Below are 25,540 nucleotides of genomic sequence, written 5' to 3' on the forward strand. Positions count from 1 at the left end.
GGACGGGGAGGACGTCAAGAGATGAGCTCCTCTTCGTGGGCGGGCCGCATCATGCGGGGGTCCTCGGGGAGCGGCCAGGGGGCGATCCGCGGGTCGGGGACGGACTTGGGCTTGGTGATCTCCTCCGCCACCTTAAAGCCCCGGCGCCGGTAGTTGGCCATCGCGTTCGGATGGTCGAGCGTGCTGGTGCGCAGCCACACCCGAGTGGCGGGACCGGCGTGCTCGGCCCACAGGCTGCCGCGCTGCCAGGCGCGCCGGACGCACTGCTCGACGAGATAACCGCCGTAGCCCTTGCCGACGAACGCCGGGGTGAGGCCGACCAGGTGCACCTCGGTGGCACCGCCGGGCTGGGCCTCCAGCTCGAAGAAGCCCGCGATCGTTCCCTCGGCCATCGCGATCCAGGTGCTCAGCTCGGGCCGGTCCACCCAGGCTCGCCAGTCCTCGAACGACCAGGGGAAGCGGTCGGTCCAGCAGACCCGCGCGCCGACCGCCGCGTACAGGGCGCGGCTCACGTCCGGCGAGGGGACGCAGGACCGGGTGAAGGTCATCTCGACCCCGGGCAGCGGAGCGGGCCGCAGATCCTCCAGGTCGAGCATCTCCATGGCCCACTCGGTGACGGCGGCGACCTCGACTACGTCATTCACCCATGGCCTCGATGAGGCTCTTCGGCCGCATGTCGGTCCAGTTCTCGTTGATGTAGTCCAGGCAGGCCTGCCGGGTGTCCTCGTTCTTGGCCACCGTCCAGCCGGCCGGGACCTCGGCGAACGACGGCCACAGCGAGTGCTGGCCCTCGTCGTTGACGAGCACCAGGTAGGTGCCGTCGGCGTCCTCGAAGGGGTTGGTCATCGGGGGTTTCCTTTCAGCTTTGCCGCCAGGACGGCGCCTATCTCGGCGGCAGGTTCGGGTTCCATCAGCAGGTGATGGTCGACGTCGATGACGTGGTCTTCGATCTCGCCGGTCACGAGCGTGCTCCAGTTGGAGGCGGCCGAGGGCGAGCCTTCGGTGCGGCCCTGGAGCGCGGTGAAGAAGACCAGGTCGCCGCGGAAGGCGTGCGGCGTCCACTGCTCGGCCTGCCGCAGGCCGTTCTCGTAGTTGCGGTAGACGTTGACCAGGTCGTCCTCGCCGAGCGTGGACAGGGCGTCCTCGCGGTCGGCCAGCACCGCCATGATCTGGGTCATGTCCGGGTTGCCGTCGGGGGCGACCATGGTGGCGTCGATGCCGATGGCCTGGAGCAGCTCGGGGAGGATCTCGCGGCGCTCGGACTCCAGGTCCTGGCCGTGGTAGGCGTCCATGAGGGCGAGCAGGCCGACCTCTTCGCCCTCGGCTTGCAAGCGGCAGGCCATCTCGTACGCCACCAGCCCGCCCAGCGACCACCCGGCCAGGTTGTAGGGCCCGCTCGGCTGCACGGACCGGATCTGCTCCAGGTAGTCCTCGGCCATCTCGGCGACCGAGCCGGGCAGCTCAGAGCGGGTGAACGCCCGCGCCTGCAGCCCGTAGATCGGCTGGTCGGGGCCCAGGTGCCGCTGGAACTGGAGGTAGCCCCACGACAGCCCGCCCGCCGGGTGCACGAAGAACATCGGCGGCCTGGATCCGGAGGTGCGGATCGGCAGCAGCACCTCGAAGCCGAGCCGGTCCTCCTCGTCGCCCACCCTCGTCAGCGCCTCGACGGTCTGGTGGGTGAACACGTCGCGCGCGGTCAGCTCGATGCCCGCCTGCCGCGCCCGGCTGACCAGCTTGATCGCGGCGATGCTGTCGCCGCCGAGGTCGAAGAAGCTGACGTCGGCGCCGACCCGTTCCACCCCGAGGACCTGCGCGAACAGGTCGCACAGCGTCTCCTCCTCGGATGAACGCGGCGCCCGTCCACCGGCCGCCGCCTCGAAGTCGGGCGCGGGCAGCGCACGCCGATCCAGCTTGCCGTTCGGGTTCGTCGGGAAGGTGGCGAGGACGACGAACGCGGCCGGGACCATGTACTCGGGAAGGCGTTCGGCGACCCACCGCTTCAGCACGGCCGGGTCCAGCGCGTCCGGGGCGATTCCGCCGGTCGGGACGACGTAGGCGGCGATGCGCTTGGTGCCGGGGGTGTCCTCACGGGCGATGACGGCGACGTTGGCGACGCCGGGGTGGGCGGCGAGGGCCGCCTCGATCTCGCCCAGCTCGATCCGGAAGCCGCGCACCTTGACCTGGAAGTCGATCCGCTCGACGTACTCCAGGCAGCCGTCCGCGTTCCAGCGGACCAGGTCGCCGGTGCGGTACATGCGGTCGCCGGGCGCGCCGAACGGGTCGGCGACGTAGCGTTCGGCGGTGAGACCGGGCCGGTCGAGGTAGCCGCGGCCCAGGCCCGCCCCGGCGATGTAGGCCTCGCCGACGACGCCGGGCGCGACCGGCCGCAGCCCCGCGTCCAGGACGTACAGGAGCATGTCGTCGATCGGCCGGCCGAGCACCGCCGACCGCGCCCCGGCGTCCAGCGGGGCGCGCATGCCGACGATCGTGGTGTACGTGGTGGCCTCGGTCGGGCCGTAGACGTTGCCGACCTCGGTGTCCGGGCAGGCCGCCAGCACCTTGCGCATGGCCGCCGGAGACCCGGCCTCGCCGCCGGTGAGGACCTCCTTGGCGCGGGCGAACGCGCCCGGCCGTTCCTCGGCGACCAGGTTGAACAGCGTGGTGGTGAGGAAGAGGCCGGTGACGTCCTCGGCCTCGATGATCTTCTCGAACGCGGCGCCGTCGAGCTGGCCGGGCGGCGCGACCACGACCGAGCCGCCGTGCAGCAGCGGCGACCAGATCTCGTACAGGGAGGCGTCGAAGGCGTGCGCCGACTGCACCAGGACGCGCTCGTGCGCGCCGCTGCGCATGACGGCGTCGTGGCTGAGGTCCACGACGTCGCGGTGGCGGAGCATGACGCCCTTGGGCACCCCCGTGGAGCCGGAGGTGAACAGCACGCACGCGAGCTGCTCGGGGTGGTTGACGATCCCGGGGTCGGTGGTCGGCTGGGCGGCCAGATCCGGGTCGTCGTCCACCACGACGATGCGGGCGGAGGTGTTCAGCTCGGCGACCCGGTCCTTCATCGCCAGGTTGACCAGCAGCACGGGCGCGTCGACCTCGGCGACGGCCCAGGCCATGCGGTCCGGCGGGTAGCCGTGGTGGATCGGCGCGTACGCCCCGCCCGCCTTCAGCACCGCGAGCGAGGTGACCACCTGGTCGGCGGACCGTTCGAGCAGCACCGCCACCCGGGTCTCAGGCCGCACGCCGAGCCCGATGAGCCGGTGCGCGAGACGGTTGGCGCGGGCGTCCAGCTCGGCGTAGGTGTACGACTCGCCGCTCGCACGCATCGCCGGCGCATGGGGGCTTTCCGCTACGCGGTCGGCGAAGCGGCCCGTGATGGTCTCGGGGCCGGCCTGGCGTCCCGTGACCGTGCCCTGCCACTCCCCCATGACCTTGGCGCGCTCGTCGTCGGCGAGAACGTCGATGCGGCCGAGCGGGAGGTCGGGCTTGTGGGCGATCGCGGTGAGGATGCGGACGAGCCGGTCCATCATCCGCTGCGCGGTCTCGGCGTCGTAGACGTCGGTGCGGTAGTCGATGCGCAGCGACAGCTCCCGCCCCGGCACGGCGGCCAGGGTGATCGGGTAGTGGCTGGCATCGTGGCCGTCCACGTCGTGCAGTGTGAGCCCGCCGAGGTCGGTCCCGGCCGCGTCGGGGTCGAACGGGTAGTTCTCCAGCACCGTCATGGTGTCGAAGAGCGTCCCGATCCCGGTGAGCTTCTGGATGTCGGCCAGGCCCAGGTGATGATGGGCCATCAGGTCGGCCTGCTCGCCCTGCAGCCCCTTGAGCGCCTGGGCGACGGTGTCGGCGGGCCGCACCCGGACGCGGATCGGCAGCGTGTTGATGAACAGGCCGATCATCTGCTCGACGCCGGGCAGCTCGGGCGGGCGCCCGGAGACCGCCGCGCCGAACACCACGTCGGTGTTGCCGGTGATGCGGCCGAGCAGCGTTCCCCAGGCCAGCTGGAGAACGGTGTTGAACGTGACGCCCTGTGCGCGGGCGCGGGCGTTCAGCGCCGCCGTCAGGTCGGCCGACAGGCGGGTGCGGACGCGGTCGGCGACGCCGGACTTGGCCGCCTCGGGCGCGACCAGCGTCGGCTCCTCGATCCCGTTCAGGGCAGTGCGCCAGGCCTCCTCGGCGGCGCCGCGGTCCTGCTTGGCGAGCCAGGCCAGGTGGTTCTTGTACGGGGTGACGCGCGGCATCCCGGTGTCGTCGCCCTTGGCGAGATAGAGCGCGAACAGCTCGGTCTGCAGAACGGGCGTGGACCAGCCGTCCAGCAGGATGTGGTGGTTGGTGAACACCACCCGGTGCCGGTCATCCGCCAGCTTGATCAGCACGAAGCGCAGCAGCGGCGGGCGGGCCATGTCGAACGGCGTGGTCCGCTCGCGTTCAGCGACGGCGGCGGCCTCGGCGTCCTTGTCTGCGTCCGGGCGGCCGGACAGGTCCAGTTCCTCCCAGGGCAGTTTCACCTGGCGGTGCACGACCTGGACCGGCGAGCCCTCCTTGCGCTGCCGGAACCCGGCGCGCAGGTTGGCGTGGCGGCGCAGCAGCGTCCCCGCCGCGGCCTTGAACGCGGCGGCGTCGAACGGGCCGTCCATGTCGAAGACGATCTGCGCGGTGTAGACGTCCTGCCCGGTGTCGTACAGCGCGTGGAAGAACAACCCCTGCTGCAGCGGCGACAGCGGCAGGACGTCCTCAAGCTGAGACTGCTTCTGCTCGGTGGTCAATCGAGCTCCCATTCGCCGTCGAGTTCCGCGGCCAGCGCGTCGATCTCGTCCTGGTCGATCTCCACCAGGGACAGGTCGGAGGGGGTGAAGCCGCCGACCGGCCCGTCGCCCGGGCCCTCGACGACGTGCGCGACCAGCCCGCGCAGCGCCTCGAACCACTTGGTCGCCAGGTCCCCGATCTCGCCTTCGGTGAAGAGGCCGCCCGCCCACGTCCAGGTCGCCGACAGCTCGGGGCCGCCGGGGAGGTCGCGGGTGTGCGAGTTGACCTCGATGGCGTGCACGAGGGCGAGTTCGTCGCTCTGGCCGCCGCCGAGCGCGTCGCTGTCGGCCTGCGCGGCCGGTCCCCAGTCGGTGGCCTCGGGCACCGCCGAACGACCCAGATAGTTGAAGGCGAGCTGTGGGCATCCGGCCGGGGCGAGGTGGCGGAGCAGGCCGTAACCGATCCCGTTGTCGGGGATGTCGCGGAGCTGCTCCTTGATCAGCTTCAACGCGGTGCCGGTGCCCTGACCGCCCTCGCGCACCTCGGCCCAGTCGAGCGCGCCTGGGTCGAGGCGGACCGGGTAGATCGAGGTGAACCAGCCGACGGTGCGGGACAGGTCCACGCCCGGGACGATCTCCTCGCGGCCGTGGCCCTCGAGGTCGAGGAGAACGGCCGGCTCGTCGGTGGTGCCGCGTGCGCGCCGCCACTCGGCGACGGCGAGGGCCAGGCCCGTGAGCAGCACGTCGTTGACGCGGCCGTGGAACGCGGCGGGCACGTCGGTGAGCAGCGGCCCGGTCACGTCGGCGGGCAGGTCCAGGGTGAGGTGGCGTGCCGTGCCGAACGTGTCGGTGGCGGGGTCGAGGGAGCGTTCGCCGAGGACGGGATCGGGCGTGGTGAGGATGTCGGTCCACAGCGGCAGCTCGGCCGTGCGGGCGGGGTCGGACGCCTCGGCGTTCAGGCGCTGCGCCCAGCGGCGGAACGAGGTGGCGACCGGTTCCGGCTGCGCGCCGCCCCACGCGGCGACCAGGTCGGGAAGCAGGATGCGCCAGGAGACGCCGTCCACGACCAGGTGGTGGAGCGTGAGCAGCAGGCGGCCGGACCGCTCGGGGCCCGCGTCGAACCAGACGAGCTGGGCCATCGTGCCGGTGGCCGGGTCGAGACGCTCGCGGGCCGCGCGTGCTTCGGCGGCGAGGGTGGCGTGGAGGTCGTCCTGGCCGGTGACGTCCACGCGACGGAACAGCGGCGTGGCGTCGACCGTGCCGGGCTCGGTGACCTCGAAGTCGTCACCGTCGACGCGGAGCCGGAGCATGTGGTGGTGGTCCAGAACGGTCTGCAGTGCCTTGGTCAGCCGTTCGACGCCCAGGCCGGGCGGCACCTGGAGCAGCATCCGCTGGCTGTAGTCGCCGGTCGGGCCCCGCAGCTCCTGGAACCAGCGCATGATCGGCGTCGCCGGGACCGGGCCGACGCCCGCGCCCGGAGCCTCGACCTCGACCTGCTCGCCCTCACCGACCGGCTGGGCGATCGCGGCGAGCTCCTCGACCGTCTGGTGCTGGAACACGTCGCGGGGCGAGACGACCAGGCCGGACTGGCGGGCGCGGGAGACGAGCTGGATCGCGATGATCGAGTCGCCGCCCAGGTCGAAGAACCCGTCGTCGATCCCGACCCGTTCCAGGCCGAGCACCTCCGCGAAGAGCGCTGCGAGGGTCTCTTCGTTGGGCGTGCGGGGCGTACGGGAGGAGACCTTGGCCGCGTAGTCGGGGGCGGGCAGCGCCTTGCGGTCGAGCTTGCCGTTGACCGTGAGCGGGAGCGCGTCCAGCGTCATCACGACGGCCGGAACCATATAGTCGGGCAGGTCCTTGCCCACGTGGCGGCGGAGATCATCGTCGGTGGAGCCGACCACGTAGGCGACCAGGCGGTCGTCCCGGACGATCACGGCCGCGTCGCTGATGGCTTCGTGGCGCGTCAGGGCCGCCTCGATCTCGCCCAGCTCGATCCGGAAGCCGCGCAGCTGCACCTGCTGGTCGGCGCGGCCGAGGTATTCGAGCCGGCCGTCCTTGAGCCAGCGGCCCAGGTCGCCGGTGCGGTACATGCGGGTGCCGGGCTTGCCGTACGGGTCGGCGACGAACCGCTCGGCGGAGAGGGCCGGCCGGTTGAGGTAACCGCGCGCCAGGCCCGCGCCCGCCACGTACATCTCCCCCACCACACCGGGCGGAACGGGCTGGAGGCGATCGTCGAGCACGTAGACGCGCAGGTCGGGGATGCCGACACCGATGACACTGCCCACGTGCTCACGGTCGACCTCGACGTAGGAGACGTGCACCGTCGTCTCGGTGATCCCGTACATGTTGACCAGCCGCGCGTTCTCCCACCCGCGCAGCCGTGCGGGCTCCAGTGCCTCGCCGCCGAAGATCACGTAACGGACCGCGAGGTCGTCCCGTTCGTGCGGCATGAGCTGGTAGAACGCCGACGGCGTCTGGTTCAGGACCGTGACGCGCTCGGCCGCGAGCAGCTCGGCGAACTCCTCGGGAGAACGGCTCGTGAGGTACGGGACGACGACGAGACGGCCGCCGTACAGCAGCGAGCCCCACAGCTCCCACACCGTGAAGTCGAACGCGTAGGAGTGGAAGAGCGTCCACACGTCATCGGGGCCGAAGTCGAACCACTGCTCGGTCGAACGCAGTAGCCGGACGACGTTCTGATGCGGGATGACGACGCCCTTGGGACGACCGGTCGAGCCGGACGTGTAGATGACGTAGGCCGGGTGGTCCGGGGAGATCGTGATGCCCAGGTCGGAGTCGTCGTAGCCGTCCGGGATCTCGACACTCTCGATCGTCAGGACCGGGTTGGAGTCCTCGACCATGTAGGCGATGCGATCGGCCGGGTAGTCCGGATCCATCGGCACATACGCGGCGCCCGCCTTCAGCACCGCCAGGATCGCCACGACAAGGTCAGCCGAACGCGGCAGCTTCAGCGCCACGAACTGCTCAGGACCGACGCCCCGCGCGACAAGGTGACGAGCCAATCGGTTGGCCCGCGCGTTCACCTCACCGTACGACAGCGAGACGCCCTCGAACGTGACGGCCGGGGCTCCGGGACGGATCTCCGCCTGCTCCTCGAACAGTGCCGGGATCGTGGTCCGCTCCACCGGCTCGGCCGTGCCGCCCGCCCACGTGCGCAGGATGGCGCGGCGCTCGGCGCGGTCGAGGATCTCGGCGGTGCCGATCGGGGCGTCGGGCGCGTCGACCAACTCGTGCAGCAGCCGCTCGAAGCGGGTCGCGATCGACTCGGCCGTGGCCGGGTCGAAGAGGTCGAGCGCGTACTCCAGGCCGCCCTCGATTCCGGCGGGCGCGCCGTCCTCGCCGTGCCGTTCCTCCAGGTAGAGCGACAGGTCGTACTTGGCGACGCCGGAGGCGAGCGGCTCGGCTCCGCCGCTGAGCCCGTCGAGCTCCAGCTTGGCCTCGGGATTGTTCTGGAACGACAGCACGACCTGGAAGAGCGGGTGCCGCGCCATCGACCGGGCCGGGTTGAGCACCTCCACGAGCCGTTCGAACGGCAGGTCCTGGTGGGCGTAGGCGGCGAGGTCGGTCTCCTTGACCCGGGCGATCAGGTCGCGGAACGACGGGTCGCCGGAGGTGTCGGTGCGCAGCACCAGCATGTTGACGAACATGCCGACCAGGTCGTCCAGCACCTCGTCGGTACGGCCTGCGATCGGCGAACCGATCGGCACGTCCGTTCCCGCGCCCAGGCGCGTCAGCAGCGCTCCGTACGCCGCCTGCATGACCATGAACAGGCTCGCGCCGCTGTCGCGCGCGATCTTCAGCAGCGCGCCGTGCAGGTCGGCGTCCAGCTCGAAGGCCAGCGTCTTGCCGCGGTAGGTCGACTCGGCGGGGCGCGGCCGATCGGTCGGCAGCTCCAGCTGGTCGGGCAGCCCGGCGAGGGTGTCCTTCCAGTACGCGATCTGCCGCGAGACCAGGCTCTCCGGATCGTCCTCGGACCCGAACAGCTCCTGCTGCCACAGCGTGTAGTCCGCGTACTGCACCGGCAGCGGCGCCCACACCGGGGCGTGGCCCTCGCTGCGCGCCGCGTACGCCACGATCACGTCGCGGGCGAGCGGCGCCATCGACCAGCCGTCGGCGGCGATGTGGTGCAGGACGAGCAGCAGGACGTGCTCGTCCTCCTGCTCCTTCTCCTGCTCGTTCTCCCCGACCGTGAACAGCCGCACCCGCAGCGGCGGCTCGACCGACAGGTCGAAGCCCTGCCCGGCCGCCGCCGCCAGCGCCATCGGCAGTCCGGTCTCGGTCGCCTCGGAGACGACCAGGCGCGGCCGGGCGGCGGCGCCGTCCAGAACGAGCTGGCGGGCGGTCCCCGACCCGTCCGGGAAGATCGTGCGCAGCGACTCGTGCCGCGCGACGACGTCGCCGAGCGCGGCCTGCAGCGCCTCGTGGTCGAGGTGTCCGTTCAGGCGCAGCGCGATCGGCATGTTGAACGTGGCGGACTGGCGTTCGAAGCGGTTGAGAAACCAGAGCCGCTGCTGCGCGTACGACAGCGGGATCACGTCCGGCCGCTCGGCCCGCACCAGCGCGGGCCGGACGCTGCCCGACGCCTCGGCGATGCGTTCGGCCAGGCCCGCGACGGTCGGCGCCTCGAACAGCGCGCGGACCGGCAGTTCCGCGCCGAGCGCGGTCCGGATCTTGCCGACGAGCCGGGTGGCGGTGAGGGAGTCGCCGCCGAGCGCGAAGAAGCCGTCGTCCACGCCGACCCGCGCCACGCCGAGCACCTCGGCGAACAGGCCGCACAGGATCTCCTCCTGCGGCGAACGCGGCGCCCGTCCCGCCACAGCGCCGCCGCCGTCGGGGGCGGGCAGCGCGGCGCGGTCGAGCTTGCCGTTCACCGTGAGCGGCAGCGCGTCGAGCGCGGTGAAGGACGGGACCATGTAGTCGGGGAGGCTCTCGGCGGCGTGCCGGCGCAGCGCCGTGAGATCGACCGGCCCGACGACGTAGGCGGCGAGGCGCCTGTCGCCCGGTGCGTCCTCGCGGACGGCGACCGCGGCCTGGATCACGCCCTCGAAGGCGCCGACGACGTTCTCGATCTCGCCGAGCTCGACCCGGAACCCGCGGATCTTGACCTGGTCGTCGACGCGGCCGAGGTATTCGATCGTTCCCTCGGGCGTCCAGCGGACCAGGTCGCCGGTGCGGTACATCCGCTCCCCCGGCGCGCCGAACGGGTCGGCGACGAACCGCTCGGCGGTCAGGCCGGGACGGTCGAAGTAGCCGCGCGCGAGCTGCACACCGGCCAGGTAGAGCTCACCCGGAACCCCCACCGGGACCGGCTGCAGCGCCGCGTCCAGCACGTAGGAACGCGTGTTGCGCTGCGGGGCACCGACGACCGCCCGCTCACTGCGCTCGACGACCTGGTTCATCGTGTCGATCGTCGACTCGGTCGGCCCGTAGAAGTTGCGCGTGGTCAGCCCGGGGGCGGCGGCGCGCAGCTCGTCCCACAGCCCCTCGCCGATGCCCTCACCGCCCAGCAGGAGCTGCGACGGCCGGTGCCGCCCGTCGCCCTCCAGCAGCCCGGCCTCGCGCAGCGAACGGAAGTGCGACGGCGTGGTGTTGACCAGATCGATCCGGTGCTCGCCCACGTAGGCGACGTAGGCCTGCACGTCGCGCCGGGTCTCGTCGTCGATGAGGTGCAGCTCGTGGCCGTACATCATCCACAGCAGGCCCATCCACGAGGTGTCGAACGAGAACGACGCCAGGTGCGCGAACCGCATCCGCCGCCCGCCGACCGCCTCGATCGACGGGTCCATGAACCCGATCCGGTGCGACTCGAAGTAGTTGAGCACCCCGGTGTGCGGGACCGCCACGCCCTTCGGCCGCCCGGTCGACCCGGAGGTGTAGATGACGTACGCGGTGTTGCCCTGGACCAACCGCCGCTCCGGGTCGTGCGAGGGCCGGCCCGCGACCTCCAGCGGCCCGTCGATCGTGAGGGCGGGACGGCAGTCGTCGAGCATGTAGGCGATGCGGTCGGCCGGGTACTCGGGGTCGATCGGCACGTAGGCCGCGCCCGCCTTCAGCACGCCCAGCAGCGAGACCACGATCTCGGGCGTGCGCGGCAGCACGAGCGCGACGCGGTCCTCGGGCCCGATTCCGCGTGCGATCAGCTCGTGCGCGAGCCGGTTGGCCCGGCCGTTCAGCTCCGCGTACGTCAGCGACTCCTCGCCGCAGACCAGCGCCACATCATCCGGGGTCCGGGCGGCCTGCCGCTCGAAGAGATCGGGCAGGCATTCCGGGCGGAGCTCGGCGGCGGTGTCGTTCCAGCCGTCCAGCCGGGCCCGCTCATCCTCGCCCGCGAGCTCCACGGCGCCGATCGGCTGCTCGGAGTCGTTCGCGAACGCCTCCAGGAAGCGGCACACCCGCGCCAGCAGCGCCTCGACGACGTCCTGCTCGTAGACGTCGGGCCGGTAGTGCAGCCGCAGCGAAAGACCGTCCCCCGGCGCGGCGACGAACGACAGCGGGAAGTGCGTGGCGTCGTAGGAGTCGGCGGCGGCGATCCGGACGCCGTTCAGCGAGCCGTCCATCGAGGCCGGGTCGAACGGGTAGTTCTCCAGCACGGTCATCGTGTCGAACGCGCTGCCGTGCCCGGCGACCCGCTGGATGTCGGTGAGCCCGAGGTGATGGTGCGGGAGCAGCTCGGTCTGCTCGTCCTGGAGCCGTTCCATCAGCGCGGCGAGCGTCTCGTCCGGCCGGTACGACACCCGGATCGGGAGCGTGTTGATGAACAGCCCGATCATCTGCTCGATGCCCGGCAGCTCAGGCGGCCGTCCCGAGACGGTAGCGCCGAAGACGACGTCGTTGCTGCCGAGCAGGCGCCCCAGCACGAGCCCCCACGCGCCCTGCAGCACGGTGCTGAGCGTGACGCCGTGCCGCCGCGCCGCCCGCTGAAGCTTCTTGGTCAGCCGCTCGTCCAGCTCGGTGATCGTCCGCTCCGGCGGCGCGGGCGGGCGGCCCGCTGCCTCGGGGGCGACCAGGCTCGGCTCGTCCCGCCCGGCAAGGGCGTTCTGCCAGGCCTTCCCGGCGGCGTCGCGGTCCTGCTTGGTGAGCCAGGCCAGGTAGTTCTTGTACGGGGTGACGCGCGGGAAGCCCTGATCGTGTCCGCCCTGCACGTACAGCATGAACAGCTCGGTCGCCAGGATCGGCGTCGACCAGCCGTCCAGCAGGATGTGGTGGTTGGTGAACACCAGCCGGAAGCGTTCGGCGCCCAGTTTCACCAGCACGAAGCGCAGCAGCGGCGGCGCGGTCATGTCGAACGAGCGGATCCGTTCACGCGCCACGATCGCGTCGGCCTCGGCCGCGTCGGCGACCTCGACCTCCTCCCACGGCAGGTCGACGCTGCGCGGAATGACCTGGACCGGTTTGGAGACGCCCTCGTGCCAGAACGCGGCGCGCAGGTTGGGGTGGCGCCGCAGCAGCGTCTCGGCGGCGGCCCGCAGCGCACCCGCGTCCAGCGGCCCTTCCAGGTCGAGGACGAACTGCGCGGTGTAGACGTCGGTCGCGTCGGCGTCGTACAGCGCGTGGAAGAAGAAGCCCTGCTGAAGCGGCGAGAGCGGCAGGATGTCCTCGAGGTCGCCCCGGTTCAAGAGTTGTGCCTCCACGCGTCCTGCAGGTTGTCGATCTCGCTCTGGTCGAGGTCCACCAGGAGGTCGGACGGGGTGAACCCGCCGGCCGCCGTCTGCTGGTCGCCATCGCCGCCGACGTGCGCGACCAGGCCGCGCAGCGCCTCGAACCAGCCCTCGGCGAGCTCGCGTACGTCGTTCACCTCCAGCAGCCCGGCCGGCCACGTCCAGGTGACGCTCAGCTCGGGCCCGCCCGGCAGGTCCCGGGTGATCGCGTTGATCTCCAGGACGTGCGCCATCGGCATGCGCGGGTCCTCGCCGCCGGGCAGCGGCTCGGCGGCCAGGCTCCAGTCGCCGTCCGCGCCGCCGGGGTCGACGCGGCCGAGGTAGTTGAACGCGATCTGCGCGGGCGGCAGCTCGGCCAGCTCCTCGGCCGTGTCGGAGTTCAGGTGGCGCAGCAGGCCGTGGCCGATGCCGTTGTCGGGGATCTCGCGGAGCTGCTCCTTGACCTTCTTCAGCGCGGTCCCGGCGGCCAGGCCGCCGTCGCGGATCTCGGCCCAGTCGATCGCCCCCGCGTCCAGGCGCACCGGGTAGATCGAGGTGAACCAGCCCGCGGTGCGGGACAGGTCGACGCCCGGGACGATGTCCTCCCGGCCGTGGCCTTCGAGGTCGAGCAGCACGCTGGTGCCGCGGCCGCCGCGGTGCCTGCGCCACTGGGTGATCGCCAGGGTCAGCCCGGTGAGCAGCGCGTCGTTCACCCGGCCGTGGAACGCGGCGGGCACGTCGGTGAGCAGCGGCCCGGTGACGTCGGCGGGCAGGTCGAGGGTGACCGAGGTGGCGCGGGCCGCGATGTCGACGCGGGGGTCGAGCGCACGGAACGCCAGCCGCTGGTTCGGGCCGTCCACGATGTCGAGCCAGGTGTCCAGCTCGGCGGCGCGGGCCGGGTCGGTCGCGGCGGCGTTCAGGCGCTGCGCCCAGCGGCGGAACGAGGTGGCGACCGGCTGGAGCTCCCCGCCCGCCCACGCGGTGACCAGGTCCGGGAGGAGCACGCGCCAGGAGACGCCGTCCACGACCAGGTGGTGCAGGACGACCAGGAGGCGGCCCTGCGCCTGACCCGCGTCGAACCAGACCAGCTGCGCCATGACACCGGCGGCCGGGTCGAGCCGGTCGCGGGCGGCGGTGGCGTGCTCGGTCACGGCGTCGGCGAGCTTGTCGGCATCGAGGTCGGCGACGTCCACGCGAGTGACGACGGCGGGCGCGGCCCCCTGCGGCTGGACGATCGGCTGCCACCGGTCTCCGCCGGTGTCGAGGCGGAGCCGGAGCGCGTCGTGGTGGTCCAGAACGGTCTGGAACGCGGCGGTGAGCCGGTCCAGGCCGAGCCCGGCCGGGGCGCGCAGCAGCATCGCCTGGTGGAAGCCCTTGATCAGCTCGGCGTCGCCGTCCACGCGGTCGCGCAGCCACGCCACGATCGGGGTGATCGGGACCGGGCCGACGCCGGTGCCGGGGGCCTCGGCCTCGATCTGCTCACCTTCGCCGACCGGCTGGGCGATCGCGGCGAGCTCCTCGACGGTCTGGTGCTGGAAGACCTGGCGCGGGGAGATGACCAGGCCGGACTGGCGGGCGCGGGAGACGAGCTGGATCGCGATGATCGAGTCGCCGCCCAGGTCGAAGAACCCGTCGTCGATCCCGACCCGTTCCAGGCCCAGGACCTCGGCGAAGAGGGCGGCGAGGGTCTCTTCGTCGGGCGTGCTCGGCGTGCGGGTGGAGACCTTGGCGGCGAAGTCCGGCTCGGGGAGCGCCTTGCGATCGAGCTTGCCGTTCACGGTCAGCGGGAGCGCGTCCAGCTCGACCACGACGGCCGGGACCATGTAGTCGGGCAGGTCCTTGCCGACGAAACGGCGCAGGTCGTCCTCGGTGGAGCCGACCACGTAGGCGACCAGGCGGTCGTCGCGCACGATCACGGCCGCGTCGGCGATCGCCTCGTGGCGGGTCAGCGCGGTCTCGATCTCGCCGAGCTCGATGCGGAAGCCGCGGAGCTGGACCTGCTGGTCGGAACGCCCCAGGTATTCGAGGCGGCCGTCGTTCAGCCAGCGGCCGACGTCGCCGGTGCGGTACATGCGGGTGCCGGGCTTGCCGTACGGGTCGGCGGCGAACCGTTCGGCGGAGAGGGCGGGCCGGTTGAGGTAGCCGCGCGCCAGACCCGCGCCCGCCACGTACATCTCCCCGACGACTCCGGGGGCGACGGGCTGCAGCCGGTCGTCGAGCACGTAGATCTTGAGGTCCGGGATCGCGACGCCGATGACGCTGCCGGGGTAGTCGCGGTCGACCTCGACGTAGGAGACGTGGACGGTCGTCTCGGTGATCCCGTACATGTTGACCAGGCGGGCGTTCTGCCAGCCGCGCAGCCGTGCGGGCTCCAGCGCCTCGCCGCCGAAGATCACATAGCGGACGGCCAGGTCGTCCCGTTCGTGCGGCATGAGCTGGTAGAACGCCGACGGCGTCTGGTTGAGAACGGTCACGCGCTCCTCGGCGAGGAGTTGCGCGAAGTCCTCGGGCGAGCGGGACGTCAGGTAGGGAACGACGACCAAGCGGCCGCCGTAGAGGAGTGAGCCCCACAGCTCCCAGACGGTGAAGTCGAACGCGTAGGAGTGGAACAGCGTCCACACGTCATCCGGGCCGAAGTCGAACCACTGCTCGGTCGCACGCAACAGGCGCACCACGTTCTGGTGCGGGATGACGACACCCTTGGGACGACCCGTCGAGCCCGAGGTGTAGATGACGTAGGCCGGGTGGTCGGGCGAGATGGCGACGCCCAGGTTCGAGTCGTCGTAGCCGTCGGGGATCTCGACGCTCTCCAGCGTCAGGACCGGGTTGGAGTCCTCGACCATGTAGGCGATGCGATCGGCCGGGTAGTCGGGGTCCATCGGCACGTAGGCCGCGCCCGCCTTCAACACCGCCAGGATCGCGACCACCAGATCGGCCGAACGCGGCAGCTTCAGCGCCACGAACTGCTCAGGACCAACACCCTGCGCGACCAGATGACGGGCGAGACGGTTGGCGCGGGCGTTGACCTCGCCGTATGACAGCGAGACGCCCTCGAACGTGACCGCCAGAGCCTCGGGGTTGGCGGCGGCCTGCGCCTCGAAGAGGGCCGGGATCGTGGTCCGGTCCATCTCGGGCGCGGCTCCACCGGCCCACTCGGTGAGGATGGTGGCGCGTTCGGCCGGGTCGAGGACGTCGACGGCGCCGATGCGGGCGTCGGGGTCGGCGAGCAGCGCGGTGAGGTAGCGCTCGAAGCGGCCGATGAGCCGCTCCGCCGAGGCCGGGTCGTAGAGGTCGAGGGCGTACTCGAGCTCGCCCGCCAGCCCGTCCTCCCGCTCGGTGAGGATCATCAGCAGGTCGAACCGCGAGACGCCCGCGTGCAGCGGCTCCAGTTCGGCGCTGAAGCCCGGCATCTCGAGCCTGGCCTCGGGGTTGTTCTGGAACGTCAGGCCGACCTGGAACAGCGGGTGGCGGCCCAGGTGGCGCGGCGGGTTGAGGACCTCGACGAGCCGCTCGAACGGGACGTCCTGGTTGGCGTAGGCGCCCAGGTCGGTCTCGCGGACCCGCTCCACCAGGTCCCGGAACGTCGGGTCGCCGGAAGTGTCGGTGCGGAAGACGAGCATGTTGACGAACATGCCGACCAGGTCGTCCAGCGCCTCGTCGGTACGCCCCGCGATCGGCGAGCCGATCGGCACGTCCGTTCCGGCGCCGAGCCTGGTGAGCAGGGCGGCGAACGCGGACTGGGCGACCATGAACGGGCTGGCGCCGGTCTCGCGGGCGACCCTGAGCAGGCTCTCCTGGACGTCGGCCCCGAGGTGGAAGCGGGCCGTACCGCCCCGGTAGGAGGCCTCGGAAGGCCGCGGCCGGTCGGTCGGCAGCCGCAGTTCCTCAGGCAGCCCGGCCAGGGCGTCCTTCCAGTAGGCGATCTGCTGGGAGATCAGGCTCTCCGGGGCGTCCTCGGACCCGAACAGCTCCTGCTGCCAGAGCGTGTAGTCGGTGTACTGCACGGGCAGCGGCGCCCAGTCGGGCGCGTTGCCGCCGACGCGCGCGGCGTAGGCGGTGATGAGGTCGCGGGCGAGCGGCGCCATCGACCAGCCGTCGCCGCCGATGTGGTGCATGAGCAGCAGCGCGACGTGCTCGTCCGGGCCGACCCGGTAGAGGTGGGCGCGCAGCGGCGGCTCGGCGGAGATGTCGAACGCGTGGCCCGCGGCCATGGCGAGCCTGATCGGCAGCTCGGCGGCCGTGGTCTCGGCGAACTGCAGCTCGGGGCGGGCGGCGGCCGGGTCCAGGATGAGCTGCCGCGGAACGCCGGAAGCGCCGTCGGGCAGGATCGTGCGGAGCGTCTCGTGCCGTTCGACCAGGTCACCGATGGCGGCCTGGAGGGCGGCGGTGTCGAGCTCGCCGCGGATGCGCAGCGCGGTCGGCATGTTGTAGGTCGCCGACGGGCCCTCGAACCGGTTGAGGAACCAGAGCCGCTGCTGCGCGTACGACAGCGGGATCGGGTCGGGGCGTTCGCGCCGTTCCAGCGCGGGCCGCGTCGGCTCGGCGCCCGCGTCGCCCAGCATCGCGGCCAGTCCGGCGACGGTCGGCGCCTCGAACAGCGCCCGCACGGGCAGCTCGACGTTCAGCGCGCGCCGGATCCGGCTGACGACCCGCATCGCGATGAGCGAGTTGCCGCCCAGCTCGAAGAAGTCGTCGTCGATGCCGACCCTGGCGATGCCGACCAGCTCGGCGACGACGGCCGCGATGGTCTCCTCGCGGGCGTCGCGCGGGGCGCGGTAGGCGGCGCGCGGGGCGGACTCGGTGATCTCGGGCTTGGGCAGCGCCTTGGTGTCGACCTTGCCGTTCGGCGTGAGCGGCAGCTCGTCGAGGACGACCACGGCGGACGGCACCATCGACTCGGGGAGGTTCTCGCGGACGTAGGCCCGCAGCGCCTCGGCGTCGAGGGTCTGCCCGGGCGCGGCCACGACGTAGGCGACCAGCTTCTTGACGCCCGGCCGCTCCACCGCGGGGCTCGCCGCGCGTTCGTCCACGCCGGGGAGGTCCAGGCCGTTCACGGTGACGGCGGCGTCGGCGGCGACGGCCTCCAGCACCTGCCGGTACCAGCCCGCGAACCGCAGGACGGTCTCCTCGTCGAACAGGTCGCGCGCGTACTCGATCGTTCCGGCGAGGCCGCCGCTGCCGTCGTGGGGCTCTTCCAGCAGGAACTCCAGGTCGAACTTGGCGACCCCGGCGTCCACCGGCTCGACGCCGATGTGGAGGCCGGGCACCTCCACTGTCGGCGCCGGATTGTTCTGCAGGGTGAGCATCACCTGGAAGAGCGGGTGCCGCGCCAGCGACCGGGCCGGGTTGATCATCTCGACGAGGCGCTCGAACGGCACGTCCTGGTGGGCGTAGGCGGCGAGGTCGGTGTCGCGGACACGGGCGAGCAGCTCGGCGAACGCGGGGTCGCCGGAGGTGTCGGTGCGCAGCACGAGCGTGTTGATGAACACGCCGACCAGGTCGTCCAGCGCCTCGTCGGTGCGGCCCGCGACGGGCGAGCCGATCGGCACGTCCGTTCCCGCGCCGAGCCGGGTCAGCAGCGCGGCGAGCGAGGCCTGCAGGACCATGAACAGGCTGACCTGGTGGTCGCGGGCCAGCGCCGAGAGCCCCGCGTGCAGGTCCTCGTGCACCTCGAAGGCGACCTGGCCGCCGCGGTAGGAGGCGCGTTCGGGACGCGGCCGGTCGGTGGGCAGCACGGTCTGGTCGGGCAGCCCGGCGAGCCGCTCGGTCCAGTAGGCGAGCTGGCGGGCCTCCAGGGTGTCGGTCCCGTCGCCCGCGCCGAGGAGTTCGCGCTGCCAGAGGGCGTAGTCGGCGTACTGCACGCGCAGCGGCGCCCAGCCCGGCTCCTGCCCGTCGCGGCGCGCGAGGTAGGCGGTGATGACGTCGCGTGCGAGCGGCGCCATGGACCAGCCGTCGCCCGCGATGTGGTGCATGACGAGCAGCAGCACGTGCTCGTCGCCCGCGAGCCGGTAGAGGAACGCCCGCAGGGGCAGCTCGACGGCCAGGTCGAAGCCGCGCGTGGCGTCCACGAACAGCGCGCCGTGGAGGTCGTCGGCCTCGGCGTCGGCGATGACCAGCTCGGGGGCGATCTCGGAACCGCGAGGCGCGAGGATCCGCTGGTAGGCCTCGCCGTCGTGCTCGCCGAAGAGCGTGCGCAGCGACTCGTGCCGCCCGACGACGTCACCGAGCGCGGCGCGCATCGCGTCGTAGTCGAGGGCACCGGTCAGCCGCAGCGGGATCGGCATGTTGTACGTGGCGGTCGGGCCCTCGAGCCGGTTGAGGAACCAGAGCCGTTCCTGCGCGTACGACACCGGCAGCGGGTCGGGGCGCCGCGCCGGGACCAGCGCGGGCCGGGTCTCCTCCCCCGCCTCGGCGCCGGCGATGTGGGCGGCGAGCCCGGCGACCGTCGGCGCCTCGAACAGGATCCGCACGGGCAGCTCGACATGCAGCGCGGCGCGCGCCCGCGACACCACGCGGGTGGCCTTCAGCGAGTCGCCGCCGAAGTCGAAGAAGTCGTCGCCGATGCCGACGCTCGGCAGGCCGAGCACCTCGGCGAAGATCCCGCACAGGATCTCCTCGCGCGCGTCCCTGGGCTCGCGCCCGGCCAGCGCGCCCGCGAGGTCGGGGGTGGGGAGGGCGGCGCGGTCGAGCTTGCCGCTCGGCGTGCGCGGCAGCTCGTCCAGAGGCACGATCGCCGACGGGACCATGTACTCGGGGAGCCGGGACGCCAGGTGCATCCGCAGGTCCTCGGTGAGGTGCGGCGTCTCGTACGTCAGAACGACGTAGGCGGCGAGGACGGTGTCGCCGGTCGCGTCCTCGCGGGCGACGACGACGCTCTGCGCGACGGCGACGTGCTCCTCCAGCGCGGCCTCGATCTCGCCGGGCTCGATGCGGAACCCGCGGACCTTGACCTGATGGTCGAGGCGGCCGAGGTACTCCAGCTCGCCGTCGCGGTTCCAGCGGACGCGGTCGCCGGTGCGGTACATGCGCTCGCCGGGCGGGCCGAACGGGTCGGCGACGAACCGTTCGGCGGTGAGCGGCGAACGGTTGAGGTAGCCGCGCGCCAGGCCGTGCCCGCCGACGTACAGCTCGCCGGGAACGCCCGGCGGCACCGGGTGGAGCGTCTCGTCCAGGACGTAGGCGCGCATGTTGGCCATCGGGCGGCCGATCGGCGGGCTGATCGGAGCCTGGGCCGCCTCGTCGCCGCCGTCGTGCCAGCCGCTGGCCCACACGGTGGCCTCGGTCGGGCCGTAGATGTTGGAGATCCGGGCGTCCGGCACCACGCGGCGCACCTCGCGCAGCAGCGCGGGCGGCAGCGCCTCGCCGCCGAGGGTGATCTCGTCGGCGCGCAGCCGCGGTTCCCAGTCGGCGAGCAGCACGCTCACCGCGGACGGGACGCCGCTGACGAGCGTGCCCTCCCAGCCGCCGCGTTCACCGATCTCCAGCAGGTCGCGGACGACCTCGATCTCGCCGCCGACCGTGAGCGGCACGAACCACTCCAGCACCGAGGCGTCGAAGTTGAGCGAGGTGGAGAACAGGACGCGGGCGAGCCGCCGCTCGCCGTAGAAGTCGACGCACTGGGCGCGGAAGTCGGCCAGCCCGGCGTGCGAGATCACCACGCCCTTGGGGCGGCCGGTGGAGCCGGAGGTGTAGATGACGTACGCGGCGTCCTGCGGGTGCAGCGGCCGGACGCGCTCGGCGTCGGTGACGTCGTCTCCGGAGATGCCGGTCAGGTCGGTCCCGGCGAGCTCGCCCGCCGTGAGAACGACCGCCGGGGTGGCGTCGGCGAGCATGTAGTCGACGCGGTCGGCCGGGTAGGCGGGGTCGATCGGCAGGTAGGCGGCGCCGGTCTTCAGCACGCCCAGCAGCGCCACGACCAGGCCGGTGTCGCGGGGCAGGGACAGCGCGACGATGTCGCCCGGGCCCACACCGCGGCCGATGAGGTGGCGGGCGAGCCGGTTGGCGCGGCCGTTCAGGTCGGCGTAGGTGAGCGAGGCGCCGGTGAACGAGGTCCCGGTGAGCGAGGCGTCGCCCGCGATGACGGCGCGGGCCTCGGGGGTACGGGCGGCCTGCTCCTCGAACAGGGCGGGCGCGGTGGTCTCCGGCACCAGAACGGTGGCCTGGTTGCGTTCGCGCAGCAGCCGCACGCGCTCGCCCTCGTCCAGCAGCTCCACGGCGCTGAGCGGTATCGCGGGGTCGGCGGCGACCTGGAGCAGCATCCGCTCCAGGCGACCGGCCAGGGCGCGGATCGTCTCCTCGTCGAACAGGTCGAGCGCGTACTCCAGCGAGCAGTCGATCTCGCCGCCGGGACGTTCGTCGATGAACAGGACCAGGTCGAAGCGCGAGACGCCGGTGTCGACCGGCTCCAGCGCGATCGTGAGGCCGGGCAGGTCGACACGGCCGACCGGGTTGGTCTGCATCGAGATCATGGCCTGGAACAGCGGGTGCCTGGCCATCGAGCGGCGCGGGTTCAGCACCTCGACCAGACGCTCGAACGGCACGTCCTGGTGGGCGAACGCGGCCAGGTCGGTGCCGCGGACGCGGGCGAGCAGCTCGGCGAACGTCGGGTCGCCCGAGGTGTCGGTGCGCAGCACGAGCGTGTTGACGAAGACGCCGACCAGGTCGTTCAGCGCCTCGTCGGTGCGGCCCGCGATCGGCGAGCCGATCGGCACGTCGGTGCCCGCGCCGAGCCTGGTGAACAGCCCGGCGAGCGCGGCCTGCATGACCATGAACAGGCTCGCCTGGTGGTCGCGGGCGACCGCGGTGAGCGCCTCGTGCAGCTCGGCCGAGAGGGTGAACGGCACCTGTGCGCCGCGGCCGGAGGCGCGCGGCGGGCGGGGCCGGTCGGTCGGGAGCGCGAGCTCCTCGGGCAGGGCGGCGAGGGCCTCGGTCCAGTAGGCGAGCTGCTTGCTGATCAGGCTGTCCGGGTCGTCCTCGTCGCCGAGGACGGCGCGCTGCCAGAGCGCGTAGTCGGCGTACTGAACGGGCAGCGGCGACCACTGCGGCTCCTGCCCGGCGGCGCGGGCGGCGTAGGCGGCGATCAGGTCGGTGGCCAGCGGCTCCATCGACCAGCCGTCGCCGGCCACGTGGTGGATCACCAGGACCAGGAGGTGCTGGTCTTCGGTCTCGTTCAGCTCGTTCAGCTCGTTCAGCCGGAAGAGGTGGACGCGGACGGGCGGCGCGGCGGTCAGGTCGAAGCCGCGGGTGGCCGCCTCGAACACGGCCTCGGGGATCTCGCCCGGGCTGAGCACCGACACTTCCGGCTCGGGGTCGATCTCGTTCGCGCCGAGGATCCGCTGGTACGGCTCGCCCTCGATCTCGACGAAGACGGTCCGCAGGGCCTCGTGCCGCAGCAGCATGTCGCGCATGGCGGCGCGCATCGCCGACAGGTCCACGGCGCCGGTGAGGCGCAGCGGGATCGGGATGTTGTAGGTGGACGAGCCGCCCTCGAAGTCGTTGATGAACCACAGGCGGCGCTGCGCGTACGACACCGGGAGCGGGTCGGGCCGTTCCACCGGAACGAGCGCGGGCCGCGCCGGGGCGGTGTCGGTGAGACGGGCGGCGAGCGCGGCGACGGTCGGCGACTCGAACAGGGCGCGGACGGCCAGGTCCTGGTCGAGCGCGGCGCGGGCGCGGGTGACGACCCGGGTGGCCTTGAGGGAGTCGCCGCCCAGCTCGAAGAAGCCGTCGTTGATCCCGACCCGTTCGACGCCGAGCACCTCGGCGAAGATCCCGCAGAGGATCTTCTCCTTCTCGTTCCGCGGCTCCTGGCTGGTGGTCTGCACGCCGAAGTCGGGCGCGGGCAGCTGGGCGCGGTCGAGCTTGCCGTTCGGGTTGAGCGGCATCTCCGGCAGCACGACGACCGCGATCGGGACCATGTATTCGGGCAGCGTGCCGCGCACGAACGTGCGCAGAGCCGCCGGGTCGGGCGCGGCGGGCGGTGCCCCGGGCGTTCCGCCGGGCGTCGCGACGACGTAGCCGACCAGGACGGTGTCGCCCGCGGCGTCCTGGCGGGCGACGACGACGCTCTGGGAGACGTCGTCGTGCGCGGTGAGGGCGAGCTCGATCTCGCCGAGCTCGATGCGGAAGCCGCGGACCTTGACCTGATGGTCGAGGCGGCCCAGGTACTCGATCTGGCCGTGGTCGTCCCAGCGGACCAGGTCGCCGGTGCGGTACATCCGCTCCCCCGGCGCCCCGTACGGGCAGGCGACGAAGCGGTCGGCGGTGAGCTCGGGGCGGCGCAGGTAGCCGCGCGCCAGGCCGTCGCCGGCGATGTAGAGCTCGCCGGGCACGCCGACCGGGACCGGCTGCAACGCGGCGTCCAGCACGTAGGCGCGGGTGTTGGCCAGGGGCGCGCCGATCGGCGCGAAGCCCGCCGCGTTCCCGTCGTCGTACCAGGCGGTGACGTAGACGGTGGCCTCGGTCGGGCCGTAGATGTTGGAGATGCGGGCGTCCGGCATGAGCGCGCGCAGGTCCTTGACCAGCTGCGGCGGCAGCGCCTCACCGGCGAGGACGACGTCGCCCGCCGACAGGTCCAGGCGGCCGGTCGCCAGCAGCGCCGACATCGCCGACGGGACGCCGCTGATGAGCGAGCCGTGCCAGCCGCCGCGCTCGGCGACGTCCAGGAGGTCGCGGACGATCTCGATGTGGCCGCCCATGGTGAGCGGGGTCAGCCATTCGAAGACCGAGACGTCGAAGTTGAGCGAGGTGGACAGCAGGACGCGCGAGAGGCGTTCCGGGCCGAAGTCCTTACGGGCCCAGGCGCACAGGTCGACGGCGTTGGCGTGCGAGACGACGACGCCCTTGGGGCGGCCGGTCGAGCCCGAGGTGTAGATGACGTAGGCCGCGTTGTCCGGCGTGAGCGGGCGGACGCGGTCGGCGTCGGTGACGTTCTCCGGGCCGTACGAGGCCAGATCGAGCGCGTCGACCTCCACGCGCGGGGTGCCGCCCGGCAGATCGGCCTTGGTGGTGGTGACGACGCACTTGGGCGCGGCGTCCTCCAGCATGTAGGCGATGCGGTCGGCCGGGTAGGCCAGGTCGATCGGCTGGTACGCGGCGCCCGCCTTGATCACGGCTAGCGCGGCGACGATCAGGTCGGCGGTCCTGGGCAGGGCGAGCGCGACGAAGTCCTCGGTCCCGACGCCGCGTTCGATGAGGTGCCGGGCCAGGCGGTTGGCGCGGTCGTTCAACTCGGCGTAGGTGAGCGTCACGCCGTCGTGGCCGAGCGCGGGCGTGTGGCCGAGCGCCGGCGTGTGGGCGAGCGCGGGCGTGTGGGTGAGCGCGGGCGCGTCCGGCGTCGCGGCCGCCTGGGCCTCGACCAGCTCGGGAACGACGGCGGGCTCGACGGGCAGGGCGGTGTCGTTCCAGCCGTCCAGCACCAGGGCGCGCTCGGCGTCGTTCAGCAGCGGGACGTCGCGCAGCGGCGTGGCCGGGTCGACGTCGGCGAGCGCCTTGAAGAAGCGGACGTACCGCTCCTGGTGGGTGGCGACCTGATCCTCGGAATAGAGGTCGGGGTGCGCCTCGAAGTCGACGCGCAGGCCGTTGCCGTCGAAGTTGTCCCAGATGTTGATGGACAGGTCGTCGACCGGGCCGGTGGTGATGCCGTGCATCCGGGCCGGCATGCCCGCGAAGTCCATCCGGTAGTCGAAGGCCATGATGTTGATGACCGGCCCGTACAGGCGCCGCTGCTCGCCGAGCAGCTTCAGGTCGCGCAGCAGGTCCTCGCGGCGGTAGCGCTGGTGGCGCAGCGCGCGGGCGCTCGCGCGGGTGACGGTGCGGACCAGCTCCTCGACCGACATGCCCGGGGTGATCCGCACGCGCAGCGGCAGGATCGTGGCCAGCATCGCCGGGGTGTCCAGCCAGAGCTGGGAGGTGCGGCCCGTCACGGCGAGGCCGAGGATGACGTCCTCGCTGCCGGTCATCCGGGACACGTAGGCGGCGGTCGCGGCGATCGCCAGGCCCTGCGTCGCGGTGCGCAGGCGGCGCGAGCCGGTCGCCAGCGCCGCGGTCTCGTCCGGCGGGATCGTGGTGATGCGGCTCAGGTAGTCGGCGGTCGGCTCGGCCATCTCGTCGGACAGGCTGACCGCGACCGGCTTGTCGGCGAACCGCTCGGTCCAGTACGCGCGGTCCTTGGCGTACTTCTCCGACTCGCGGTAGGCGGTCTCCTCCGCCAGGACCGTGCGGTACGAGCCGCGCTCGGCGGGCACGTACTCCTCGCCGCGCGCGAGCGTCGTGTAGATCTCGGCGGCGCGGCGGCTCACGACCGAGCCGCTGTAGGCGTCCTCGATCACGTGGTGGACGCGGATGAACCAGTAGTGCAGCTCCGGCCCGAGGCGCAGCAGGCCCGTCGTGTAAAGGCGTTCGGAGTCCATTGGCAGCGGCTCGCGCATCCGCTGCCTCATCCACGCCTGCGCGGCCTCGCGCGGGTCATTCTCGGCGCTCAGGTCGACGAGCGGAATGGTGGCCCGCGCCTCCGGATCGAGGATCTGGTACGGAATGCCGTCGCGGACCGTCAGGCGCGCCGTCATCGACTCCGCTTCGTGCGCCGCAATGCGCGCCACACGGTCGAACAGATCGTGGTCGACCGGTCCCTCGATTTCGATGTACTGCGCAATATGAATCGGCGTTTCCGGCGCCAGTTGCTGCGCATACCAGACGCTCTGCTGAGCGGCGGAAAGAGGAACGTACTCAGACGACATCAGGAAGCACTTTCCCGGTCAGAGGGGCTTTTCTTGCGCGAAGTGTGACCAAAGAACACCAGGCAGTAACTCAAGTCCCCTTCCCCGAGTCCCTGCCGGCCTCGCGTCACCCGCGAACGATCCCCACCGCCCGCCGGTAGCCCCAACCAGTGCAGAGCGCCGCTGCTTTACCTGCCCCGGTGAGGGGCCCGCCCTCGACCACGTCTCTACTCAGGAGTAGCGGAGCCACAGTTAACCAGCCTGTCACATGCCTCGCAATCCCCCCGCAAGCAGAACTTAGCCGCTGAAATTGCTCACGCCCGTGACAAAACTTCCAGCTCGCGCAGGACGCGCGCGAGCACCCGACGCTCGTGAAGTGACAACGGTTGACGACCGAACTCGGTCAGTTCGATTACAGACGGTT

Annotated in this window: 6 protein-coding genes; 1 reads left to right on the forward strand and 5 read right to left on the reverse strand. The window is 72.2% G+C overall.

Going from position 1 to position 25,540, the window contains the following annotated elements:
• Positions 1–14: 14 nt before the first annotated feature.
• The 5 genes from J4573_RS29750 to J4573_RS29770 are packed head-to-tail and all read right to left on the reverse strand — an operon-like array spanning position 15 to position 25,077.
• Positions 15–644 (reverse strand): GNAT family N-acetyltransferase, encoded by a 630-nt coding sequence (locus J4573_RS29750; protein ID WP_307796989.1) that lies wholly within the window; start codon positions 642–644, stop codon positions 15–17.
• The gene (locus tag J4573_RS29755) at positions 637–846 is read right to left on the reverse strand and encodes an MbtH family protein (protein WP_208259184.1); all 210 of its coding nucleotides are present in this window, start codon (positions 844–846) and stop codon (positions 637–639) included. Before J4573_RS29755 ends, J4573_RS29750 begins: the two co-directional genes overlap by 8 nt.
• Complete coding sequence (locus tag J4573_RS29760) at positions 843–4,763, reverse strand: non-ribosomal peptide synthetase (RefSeq protein ID WP_208259185.1); 3,921 nt, start codon at positions 4,761–4,763, stop codon at positions 843–845. The genes J4573_RS29755 and J4573_RS29760 overlap by 4 nt, the downstream gene beginning before the upstream one ends.
• On the reverse strand, positions 4,760–12,379 hold the full coding sequence (locus J4573_RS29765; protein WP_208259186.1) for a non-ribosomal peptide synthetase: 7,620 nt from the start codon (positions 12,377–12,379) through the stop codon (positions 4,760–4,762). The genes J4573_RS29760 and J4573_RS29765 overlap by 4 nt, the downstream gene beginning before the upstream one ends.
• Positions 12,376–25,077 (reverse strand): non-ribosomal peptide synthetase, encoded by a 12,702-nt coding sequence (locus J4573_RS29770; protein ID WP_307796995.1) that lies wholly within the window; start codon positions 25,075–25,077, stop codon positions 12,376–12,378. The genes J4573_RS29765 and J4573_RS29770 overlap by 4 nt, the downstream gene beginning before the upstream one ends.
• Between J4573_RS29770 and J4573_RS56260 the strand changes: the two genes are divergently transcribed.
• Positions 24,979–25,185, forward strand: coding sequence for a hypothetical protein (locus J4573_RS56260; RefSeq protein ID WP_307796996.1), 207 nt, complete (start codon positions 24,979–24,981; stop codon positions 25,183–25,185). The genes J4573_RS29770 and J4573_RS56260 overlap by 99 nt on opposite strands.
• Positions 25,186–25,540 lie beyond the last annotated feature (355 nt).

It is taken from the genome of Actinomadura barringtoniae (assembly GCF_017573505.1).
Classification (GTDB): Bacteria; Actinomycetota; Actinomycetes; order Streptosporangiales; family Streptosporangiaceae; genus Spirillospora; species Spirillospora barringtoniae.

What these genes read in the sequence shown, in the direction of transcription:
- J4573_RS29755 (WP_208259184.1), bottom strand. Translation starts at nt 846, where the DNA reads ATGACCAACCCCTTCGAGGACGCCGACGGCACCTACCTGGTGCTCGTC.